The following is a 10,895-nucleotide window of genomic DNA, read 5'->3' on the forward strand; positions in this document are numbered from 1 at the left end:
CTCTCATTCTCGTCTATTTTAAACTCTTCACGTAAAGCTATTTTATCGCTATAAAACTCCTGCTCCATGATTGGATGACCTATATATCTGCAATCAAGCCCAACCTTAGTAAAATACGGCGGTTCAAAAGGTAGTAAAGCAAATAAACAATCATAAATTTGAGCATATTTTACTGCCCTACCCTCTTTATATGCCCAAACTGACGGTGCAACGATATGAATCATTTTCAGTTTTGGTAAAAGTTTTCTTACCCGCTTTGCCACACGATAAGTAAACCCTGGTGAATCTATGGTAATTAATAAATCAGCTTTACTATTTATTATATCCTCCACAGTTTTATCAATTAGTTTTTTAAGCTTAAAAATATGAGGTAAAATTTCTACAAAACCCATTAAATTTATGAAAGTAATAGGAAATAAACTTTTAAAACTACCGGCTTCTTCCATATATTTACCTCCAACACCAATACATTTTATTTCTTTATTATCTTTTAAGTGCTGAATTATGCGTCCACCGATAAAGTCTCCTGACATCTCACCGGCTATAAAGTAAATTTTTGTCATATTTATAATATTTCCATTTATCTGTCATTCCCGAGAAAGCATTGTTGCGTGAATCGAAAAACGCATTCGGTGTCATACCGTGGCTTGACCACGGTATCCAGAAAATAATAAAAAATACTAATATTATTAGTATTTTTACTGAATCCCGTGAATAAATCACGGGATGACAGCAGTGAAATTGATTCACGCAACAATGCCTTCCCGCGAAAGCGAGAATGACATAGGCAACCATGAATCAACCTCTTTATCTAATTACGTATTACTAAACTCCATTTTACGGTAACTCAAAGCTTCCGCAATATGCATTTTCAAGACCTTATCTGCATCCTCAAGATCGGCAATCGTACGTGCTACCCTGAGTATTCGGTTATAAGCCCGCATTGATAAACGAAATTTATTTGCTGCTTCATTCAGTAAATCTCTGCCTTCATCAGCAGGCATAGCATAATCTATTAATAACTGCCCGTCTAATCTGTTATTTGTTTTAATATTATAACCCTCATATCTCTTTTCTTGGATCAAGCGTACTTTCTCGACTCTTGCAGCTATATATTCAGATTCTTCCTCAAAGTTATCTACAATCAAGTCATAATTATAAATATTAATATTTGATACCTCTATATGCAAATCAAATCTATCCATAATAGGTCCCGATACTTTCATTTGATAATCGCTAGAACATTTTGGAGCTTTCATACATTCTTTATAAGGATCACCCAAATAACCACATTTACAAGGATTCATAGCTGCTATTAACTGAAAATTTGCCGGATATTTTATATGGGCGCTTGATCTTGAAATTAATATTTCACCATTTTCAATAGGTTGTCTTAAGGAATCAATAACATTATGCGGGAATTCAGGTAATTCGTCTAAAAATAATACCCCGTTATGAGCTAGCGTAATTTCGCCCGGCTTTACTTTTTTCCCAACACCCCCACCAACCATAGCGGCAAGCGAGCATGAATGATGCGGAGTTCTGAACGGTCTTACTTTGGTAAGCTTACCATCTGAAAATTTGCCGGCAATACTTGTAATTGTGCTGCATTCTAAAATTTCTTTTGTAGACATGTTAGGCAATATACCGGGAAGACAAGCAGCAAGCCTTGATTTACCGGTTCCGGGAGGACCGAACATTAAAAGGTTATGCCCCCCTGATGCTGCAATTTCTAAAGCTCTTTTAGCAATTTTTTGACCTTTTATATCTTTAAAATCAGGATAATTTATCGGCTCATCTTGTAGCTTCGCTTCCGGAGGAGTTAAAACTTGTGAACCTTTAAAATGATTTACTAGTTCAATTAAATTACCTGCAACAAGTATATTATCGTTACCGGACCAAGCGGCTTCCGAGCCGTTTTTGCTTGAACAAATAAGACCTTTACCTCTAGCAAAAGCCCCGATCGCTGCCGGCAGCACTCCGCTTACCGGTAAGATTGAGCCGTCTAGCGATAATTCTCCTATTATCAAATATTCTGATATTTCAAGCTCTGGTAAAATATTCATTGCGGTAAGTATCGAACAGGCAATCGCAAGATCGAAATGACTTCCCTCTTTTACTAAATCTGCCGGAGCTAAATTTATTAAAATCTTTTTAGTAGGTAGTGCAAGCCCTATAGAGGATAACGCCGCTTTAACTCGTTCTTTCGACTCGGCTATAGTTTTATCGGCAAGCCCTACTATAGTAAAAGCAGGAATACCCGGTGATATTTGTACCTGCACATCAACATCGATAATATCAATTCCATTAAACGTTAGACTTGCTATATGAATTATCATCAAATTTTTCTTAAAATGCTATTTCTACGAGGTAAGTATTGTTATATGACTCTCAAAAAATCCTCAGCGTCACCTAGTTCGCTTGACCACGGGGTCCAGCTTAAATACTAAAATTATTAATATTTAAAGTTATTATTATGGATACCGTGGTCAAGCCACGGTATGACACCGAATGCGTCTCTCGATTCACACAACAATTTTATCTCAATCATTAATTGAAAAAGCATATTATAGAACAAACTTAGCTAAGTCAAGATTAGTTATTATTTTTGATAATTGATTTTCTACGAATTTATCATCGATAGTTATTTTTTTGCCTTTCATTTCGCTAGCTTCAAAGCTTATATCCTCAAGCAAATTCTCAAGTATAGTATGCAGTCTTCTTGCACCTATATCTTCGACTTCTAAATTAACGGTAATAGCATAATCAGCTATCTTCTCAATAGCAGAATCAGTAAATTCAAGATGTACGTCTTCCGTACCTATTAATGCCGAATATTGTTTTATTAAACTAGTTTCAGGTTCAAGCAATATTTTAATCATATCATCTTTGGTGAGCGAATTTAATTCTACTCTAATCGGTAATCTTCCTTGTAACTCCGGTAATAAATCAGAAGGTTTAGCAATATGAAAAGCACCGGAAGCAATAAACAATATATGATCGGTTTTAACCGGTCCATACTTGGTATTAACCGTTGTTCCTTCTATTAAAGGTAACAAATCTCTTTGTACACCCTCTCTACTTATTTCGGCATTTTTTGCTCCAGAACTACCGGTTGAAGCTATTTTATCAATTTCGTCAATAAAAACTATACCGTCATTTTCAGCTAAACTTATAGCTTGCTGAATAATTTTTTCCTGGTCTATTAATTTTTCTGATTCCTCAGGTATAATAATAGCCATAGCATCTTTAACTAGCATTTTTTTTGTTTTTGTCTTACTGCTGCCAAGGGCTCGTCCAATCATATCGCCAAGATTAAGTACACCCATCGATGCTCCAGGCATACCCGGTATTTCAAAACTTCCACCGCCGACAGGTGTGGTATCGACCACGCTAATTTCGATTTCTGTATCATCAAGTTCGCCGTTTAAAACTTTTTCTTTGAACTTTTCTCTAGTCTCACTACTAGAAGTTTTACCTACTAAACTATCTAATACCCTTTCTATGGCTTTTTCGCGTGCATTAATATCTACTTCTGTTTTTGCTAAAGTTTTTTCAGTATTAACAGCTATTTCAACTAGATCACGAATAATTGACTCTACATCACGCCCTACATACCCAACTTCAGTAAATTTAGTTGCCTCTATCTTATAAAAAGGGGAATTAGTCAGCTTTGCAAGGCGTCTTGCTATTTCCGTTTTACCGACACCGGTTGAACCTATCATCAAGATATTTTTCGGTACTATTTCATTACGTAAATTACCTTCTACTCTTTTACGACGGCAACGATTTCTAAGTGCAATAGCAACAGCTTTTTTGGCCTTTTCTTGACCTACGATAAATCTATTAAGTTCATTAACTATTTGGGAAGGGGTAAGCCCCATAGGGTCTTTTTTATAAGTAGTTTTAGTAGCTTTCATACGACTTTTTCCATTATAATATTATGATTAGAAAATACACAAAGATCAGCAGCTATCTTCATAGATTTTAAAGCAATTTCCTCAGCCGTTAGATTATTCTCGTAAGACATCAGAGCGCGAGCGGCAGATAGTGCGAATAAGCCGCCTGACCCTATTGCCGCAACATCATTTTCAGGCTCTACAACGTCACCGTTACCAGTCAAAATTAATATATGACTACGATCAGCTACTATCATCATTGCTTCCAAACGTCTCAAATATTTATCGCTACGCCAATCTTTAGCAAGCTCAACTGCACTTCTAAGTAGATTATGTGAATATTTTTCTATTTTTGCTTCAAGTTTTTCAAATAAAGCAAGCCCATCAGCCGTAGAACCTGCAAAACCGGCAATAATTTTATTGTTTGCTATAGTCCGTAGTTTCCTAGCACCGGACTTTAATATCGTATTGCCGTGCGAGACTTGTCCGTCTGCCGCTATAATTATTTCTTCGTTCTTTTTTAAACAAAGTATTGTTGTGCCATGTAAGGCTAAATTATCTGACATAATATATAAATTTATTGATATTAAGTTGTTAATTAAGTACTATATATAGTTAGAATTACTCCTGTTAAGTAAACGAGCATATACCGCAGATACTTCAAAAGTTGGAAGTCAAATAAGCGGTGAGCCTGCGCAGCGTATAATAATACGTGAGCACAGGCGAATCCCGAAATTTGACGTACCAAATCTTGAAGTATCAAAGGTATACTTGACTAATCCAATTTAATTAATTATTGTCCCTTGAATTTTCAAGACTTAAACTTAAATAATGAATATATACGCAATATACATTAACTCCACACAAAAAAATAATAATTTTATTGTTATTGAAGAAGGCTTTTCATGGATAGCTGCTCTTTTAAGTATATTTTGGGCATTATACCATAAAATGTGGTTAGTTGTTGCTATTGCCGTAATAGCGAATATAATAGTTACGGCAATTAATATTGAAGAGCTAACGTTTATATTTAAGATAATCTTAATATTAAGCTTCGGCTTTTTTGCTTCAGATATTAGAGAGAATTATTTAAAAAGGAATAATTACCGACTAGAGGATATTATAGTCGCAAATTCAAAAATCGAAGCCGAATTGAAATTTCTAAAAAATAATATATATGTATAACAAAGAAAATGTTTTTGCAAAAATTATAGATAAAAATCTTCCGGCAGAAATAATTTATGAAGACGAACAAATTTTAGCATTCAAAGATATAGCACCCGTAGCACCTGTGCATATTATCGTTATACCTAAAAACGAATATATAGATTATGCCGATTTTATTTCTAAGGCTTCCATAGACGAAATAAAACATTTTTTTTGCTAAAATTTCTGATATAGCAAATGAAGCAGGTTTAGATAAAGACGGTTATCGTTTAATAACTAACAAAGGCGAAAAATCAGGACAAACTATTTTTCATTTCCATTTCCATATTATCGGCGGCGAAAAACTCATCGGATTAATAAATAAAAATGACTAAAAAATACAATATTGCAGTAATCGGAGCTACAGGAAATGTAGGGCGTGAAACTCTAAATATTCTTGCTGAGCGTAATTTCCCTGTTAATAAAGTCCATGCTATAGCTTCAGATAACTCTATAGGGCGAGAAATAAGTTTTGGAGAAAAAATACTACAAATTAGTAGTTTAGCTAATTTAAATTTTGATGATATCGATATTGCTTTTTTTTGTGCCGGCTCAAAAGTCTCAAAAGAATTTATACCAAAAGCTACTGCTAGTAATTGTGTAGTTATCGACAAATCCTCACTTTTTAGAACCCATGATCAAGTGCCTTTAATTGTACCTGAGGCTAATTTATCAACACTTAAAGACTTTACCGCTAAAAACATCATAGCTAATCCTAATTGTATAGTGATTCCACTTGCAGTAGTATTAAAACCGCTGGATAATGAAATAAAGATTAAAGGAGTAGTGATATCTACTTATCAATCGGTATCGGGAGCAGGTAAAGCAGGAATGGATGAACTTTACGATCAAACAAAATCCAAATATACTTTTGGAAAAAATGATCCTAACATATTTCCAAAACAAATTGCATTTAATCTGTTTCCTCATATAGGTGATTTAAATAAAGACGGCTATACAAGTGAAGAAGCAAAAATTGCTTTTGAATTAAACAAAATTATAGGCGATCATATTAAAGCTAGCGTTACTTCTGTCAGGGTACCGGTATTTATCGGTCATTCTATATCGGTTAATATAGAATTTAACGACAAAATGGATGCTACTATAGCTGAAGAAATATTACAAGATGCTGATGGAATCGTTACGATTTCCCGCAACAAAGATTTTACTTATGCCTCACCGGTTGAAGTAGTAGGTGAAGATGCCGTATATGTCTCTAGAATTAGAAATGATGCAAGTAGGGCTAATACGATAAATCTATGGATCACATGTGATAACTTACGTAAAGGAGCAGCTTTAAACAGTGTCCAAATTGCCGAAGAACTAATTAATACTTATTTATAATAATATAACTAATATGGATAATAAAAATAATAATTTAAACAAAAAAAACCCATTAGTAATAGCACTAGGCGAATGTAGGACAGCCTTTTGGATAGTTTTTTGGTTTGCTTTTGTAATTAATTTACTAATGTTAATTACTCCTCTTTACTCTCTACAAGTTCTTGATAGAGTTCTTGGGAGCGGTAATCTACAAACATTATTATTTTTATCAATAATAATCGCATATATTTATTTCGTTTATGGATTACTGCAAATTGCTCGTTCTTTTACGCTTATAAAAGTTGGAGAATGGCTTGATAGAACAGTAGCACCCATAATTTTTGCTTATTCGATTTCTGCAGCTGCAACACGAGCAAATATGGGTTCTAGCCAATTATTACGTGATTTTCAAGCCGTTAAAACATTTCTAACAAGTACCGGGATTAATACTTTATTTGATGCCCCTTGGAGTCTTATTTATATTGCAGTTATTTTTTCAATTCATCCATATCTCGGTTTTATTACAGTTTTTGGAGCAGTAGTTATAGTTTCAACGGCTTTCTTTAATGCGGCTGCTACTAATAAGACGCTCGGTGAAGCTACCGAATTTTCGATAAAAGGTATGACCCAGGCTGATATTGCTAACAGAAATGCGGAAGCAATTGAAGCAATGGGAATGATGAAAAACGTTACTCATAACTGGCACAAATTTAATTTGCTAGCACTTGATAAACAATCGGTTGCTAGCTATCGTAACGGTGTTATTTCTAACTTTTCAAGGTTTATCCGTAATATAATGCAAATGGCTGTTACAGGCGTTGGAGCTTATCTTGTTGTAGATACTCATGGGGCTGCTATGACTCCCGGTAATATGATTATGAGTTCTATAATAGTCGGTAGAGCTCTTGCTCCTTTCGATAATGCTATTGAGCTATGGAAAAGTATGAGCGGTGCTATTAAATCATACAAAAACATTAATAATTTATTTAGCACTTATTCTTCTAGAGATGAAGCAATGCCGATTCCAAACGTTGAAGGACATCTTACCGTTGAAAATATTTATTACGCTCATCCTATACCAAAACATTTACCTCAACCGCCTGTACCAAAATATATCTTAAAAGGCGTTAGCTTTGCAGTACAGCCCGGTGAGACTTTAGCAATTATCGGTCCTTCAGCTACGGGGAAATCAACTTTAGCTAAAATTCTAGTCGGCGTATGGAAAGAATCATCAGGTTCAGTACGTTTAGATGAAGCAGAAATTTATCGTTGGAATAGAGACGATTTTGGTAGACATGTCGGCTATCTTCCCCAAGGAATAGAACTTTTTAGCGGTAGCATTAAGCAAAATATAGCTAGAATGGAAGAAGATGCCGATCCACAAAAAGTTATTGAAGCAGCTAAAATGGCCGGTGCTCATGAGATGATATTAAGATTTCCGGACGGTTATGATTCTGATATTGGTACTGCAGGCTCTAATCTATCAGGTGGGCAAAGACAACGTATAGGACTTGCTAGAGCTTTTTACGGTAATCCAAAACTCATCATTTTAGATGAGCCTAACGCTAATTTAGATGAGGCAGGTGAAGTTGCTCTTGCAAATGCCTTAAAACAAGCAAAGGTTAAAGGAATAGCCGTTCTTGTAATTTCACATAGACCTTCTGTATTATCCGTTGTTGATAAAATTCTAATATTACAAGATGGAGCCGTTGCAGTTTACGGAACAGAAGAAGAGATTCAAAAACACTTTAAAACTTTAAAAAGCGGCACAATTCATATTAATAACTAATAAATATTATGCAGGACTTAAAACACAATAAACCTCAAATTACTCCGGAACAATTAAAACAATTATTGTCCTTAAGAGAAGATGCGTTAAGCCTTAAAGGTCAAAGTTCTAAACGTAAGGCTTTAATAAATACCACATTAAAAAAAACTTCTCACGCTATAGAATTCTTATTAGTAAAACTTGATAGGTTTGTTAATTTTACTACCAAAAAAACTGATAAAGATCGCAATAACGTAGCACAAGCCGCAAGATCGCCTATACTTTTCGGTATTTATGTTATTATCTTTTTAGTATTGATCGGTGGCGTGTGGTCGGCCCTTGCACCACTTGATAGCGGTGCCGTGGCAGTCGGAATAGTAATGCCAAGCACAAACAAAAAAACAATCCAACATCATGAAGGCGGAATAATTAATGCTATTTATGTTAAGCAAGGCGATAAGGTCAAAGAAGGCGATAAGTTAATAGAGCTTGAAGAAACTAGAATAAAAAGCGAACATGAAAATATTCTTGGTCAGTACCGTAATTTTTTAGCAGCTGAAAATCGCTTAATTGCCGAACGTGATAATTTAGAACAAATCGAATTCTCCGATTTTCTAATGCAAGATATAAACTTACCGGAAGTAGCTAAAATAATTCATACACAAGAAAATTTATTTAGATCTAGAAAAGAATTATTTAATTCAGAAAAAGACGGTTTAAATCAGCGTATTTCTCAGCTTGAGAAAAAAATTGAAGGTCTAGAAGCAAGAAAGGTTGCAGCAAGCAAAACAGCCGAAGTTTACCAAGATCGTTTAAAAGCTTTAAGAACCTTAAAAGAAAAAGGGTTTGTACAGAAAGCAGCCTTACTAGAGCAAGAAGCTAAAGTTGCTGCTGCAAAAAGCGATGTTGCTACAAATGAATCCGAAATAGCAGGAACACGCCACACTATTACCGAAGCTCAAATTAGTATTATAAATCAACAAAATAAATATACTAAGGACACTTTGACCGAACTTCGTGAAGCTCAAGTACAAACAGCATCTCTTAAAGAAAAATATACTTCTCTTACAGATTCTCTTAACCGTGTAATTATCAGATCACCCGTTGATGGTATAGTTAATAACTTGAAATATCATACAATCGGCGGTGTTATAGGTCACGGTCAACCTATTATGGAAATTTCGCCGACTAACGATACGTTAATAATAGAAGCAAGGGTATCACAAAAAAATATCGATTCAGTACATGAAGGGTTAGTTGCTAAAATACGCTTTAGTGCATTTAAATCAAGAACTACTCCAATGTTTACCGGTAAAGTAGTCAGCGTATCACCTGATATAGTACAAGACGAGAGACAACATCCGGGACAACAACAAGATAATTATTATATTGCAAGAGTCGAAATCGATATGGATGAATTTAACAAAGTTGCTAAAGTTAAAAACCTTGAATTACATCCGGGTATGCAAGCCGAAGTACAAATCGTAACCGGCACAAGAACACTACTTAGATATTTACTTGACCCTGTAACTGATACAGCATTTAAAGCGTTTAGAGAAAAATAGATACTTTAAAAATTCTTAATACTTTATTGACTTTTATTCAAAAAGATATAGTTTATTTCACAATCTAATTATCTATAATAGGTTATGTTAGGCTACGAAAAAGAACAAAGAAATTTAAATAAAGAACAAAAACAAGCTGTTGGTTTACTTTCTATAGGCACATTTCTAGAGTATTTTGATCTTATGCTTTATGTGCATATGGCGGTACTTTTAAATAATTTATTTTTTCCGAAATATGATCCTTTCACTTTTTCGTTGCTTAATGCCTTTTCTTTCTGTTCTACCTATTTGCTAAGACCTATAGGAGCATTAATATTTGGGTATATAGGTGATCATTTTGGACGTAAGATTGTAGTTGTTTTAACTACCTTATTAATGGCTATTACTTGTGTGATTATAGGCAGTATGCCAACATATGCACAGATAGGTATAACAGCCTCTTGGATTCTTACTATATGTCGTATAATTCAAGGTATGTCGGCAACTGCAGAAGCACGAGGTGCAGAGTTATATTTAACTGAAAATTCAGCCCCTCCTATCCAGTATCCATTAGTAGCAGTTATAACAGTATTTTCTGCTGTAGGCACCACGGTAGCACTAGGTATTGCATCAATTTTTACTAATCAAAATATTTATCAACATGGATCCAGTTGGCGTATAGCCTTTTTCATTGGTGCAACTATCGCTTTTGTAGGTACTTTGCAAGGACTAGTTTAAAAGAAGCAGATGCCTTTTCAAATAAAAAAATAAATTAAAACTAAGGCTTGAAGAAAATAATATTACACTTGAAGAAATTGACAAAGACATTCTGGATCAAAAAGTTCCTAGTGCCACTTCTATTTGGTATTTCTTTATCCAGTGTGCTAGACCGCCGTGTTTTTATTTTGTGTATATATATTGCGGTGATATATTAAAAAGAGAATGCGGATTTACTCCAAATCAAATTATAAATCAGAATTTTTGGGTATCTATAGTAGATTTACTCGGTATTATCGGTCTTGCATTTATTAGCTATAGAATTCATCCTTTAAAAATACTATAGTAAATCATATAGTATTAGGTGCAATAATAAGATAATATACAAGGAAAAATGTCAACAAGTCCATATAGTGAAGATTTAAGGAAGAAAGTAAT

At 34.3% G+C, this 10,895-nt stretch carries 8 protein-coding genes and 3 pseudogenes; 7 read left to right on the forward strand and 4 right to left on the reverse strand.

Going from position 1 to position 10,895, the window contains the following annotated elements; genetic code table 11:
- The 4 genes from AC1Z7D_RS04010 to hslV all read right to left on the reverse strand — a co-directional run.
- Positions 1-563 (reverse strand): glycosyltransferase family protein (locus AC1Z7D_RS04010; protein WP_482602187.1); only part of this gene is annotated, 563 nt, incomplete at its 3' end.
- Between the two features lie 252 nt (positions 564-815).
- Positions 816-2,339: a YifB family Mg chelatase-like AAA ATPase gene (locus tag AC1Z7D_RS04015; RefSeq protein WP_482602189.1), complete on the reverse strand. Its 1,524-nt coding sequence runs from the start codon at positions 2,337-2,339 to the stop codon at positions 816-818.
- Positions 2,340-2,567: 228 nt separating this feature from the next.
- Positions 2,568-3,920: an ATP-dependent protease ATPase subunit HslU gene (hslU, locus tag AC1Z7D_RS04020; RefSeq protein WP_482602191.1), complete on the reverse strand. Its 1,353-nt coding sequence runs from the start codon at positions 3,918-3,920 to the stop codon at positions 2,568-2,570.
- The gene (gene hslV / locus AC1Z7D_RS04025; RefSeq protein ID WP_482602193.1) at positions 3,917-4,465 is read right to left on the reverse strand and encodes an ATP-dependent protease subunit HslV; all 549 of its coding nucleotides are present in this window, start codon (positions 4,463-4,465) and stop codon (positions 3,917-3,919) included. The genes hslU and hslV overlap by 4 nt, the downstream gene beginning before the upstream one ends.
- Before the next feature lie 79 nt (positions 4,466-4,544).
- Here hslV and AC1Z7D_RS04030 point away from each other — a divergent pair.
- The 7 genes and pseudogenes from AC1Z7D_RS04030 to AC1Z7D_RS04060 form a co-directional block, all read left to right on the forward strand.
- Positions 4,545-4,670 (forward strand): annotated as a pseudogene (locus AC1Z7D_RS04030) (palindromic element RPE5 domain-containing protein); the annotation flags it as partial.
- Positions 4,671-4,730: 60 nt separating this feature from the next.
- Positions 4,731-5,084 (forward strand): DUF2628 domain-containing protein, encoded by a 354-nt coding sequence (locus tag AC1Z7D_RS04035; protein WP_482602195.1) that lies wholly within the window; start codon positions 4,731-4,733, stop codon positions 5,082-5,084.
- Positions 5,077-5,440: pseudogene (locus AC1Z7D_RS04040) on the forward strand (HIT domain-containing protein). The gene AC1Z7D_RS04035 and the pseudogene AC1Z7D_RS04040 overlap by 8 nt, the downstream one beginning before the upstream one ends.
- On the forward strand, positions 5,433-6,449 hold the full coding sequence (asd, locus tag AC1Z7D_RS04045) for an aspartate-semialdehyde dehydrogenase (RefSeq protein ID WP_482602197.1): 1,017 nt from the start codon (positions 5,433-5,435) through the stop codon (positions 6,447-6,449). Before AC1Z7D_RS04040 ends, asd begins: the two are co-directional and overlap by 8 nt.
- Before the next feature lie 13 nt (positions 6,450-6,462).
- Complete coding sequence (locus tag AC1Z7D_RS04050) at positions 6,463-8,217, forward strand: type I secretion system permease/ATPase (protein ID WP_482602199.1); 1,755 nt, start codon at positions 6,463-6,465, stop codon at positions 8,215-8,217.
- Positions 8,218-8,225: 8 nt separating this feature from the next.
- Positions 8,226-9,761 carry an HlyD family type I secretion periplasmic adaptor subunit gene (locus AC1Z7D_RS04055; protein ID WP_482602201.1) on the forward strand — a complete coding sequence of 512 codons (1,536 nt, stop codon included), beginning with the start codon at positions 8,226-8,228 and terminating at the stop codon, positions 9,759-9,761.
- Positions 9,762-9,845: 84 nt separating this feature from the next.
- A pseudogene (locus AC1Z7D_RS04060) lies at positions 9,846-10,800 on the forward strand (MFS transporter); the annotation flags it as partial.
- Between the last annotated feature and the right edge of the window lie 95 nt (positions 10,801-10,895).

It is taken from the genome of Rickettsia sp. (genome assembly GCF_965035265.1).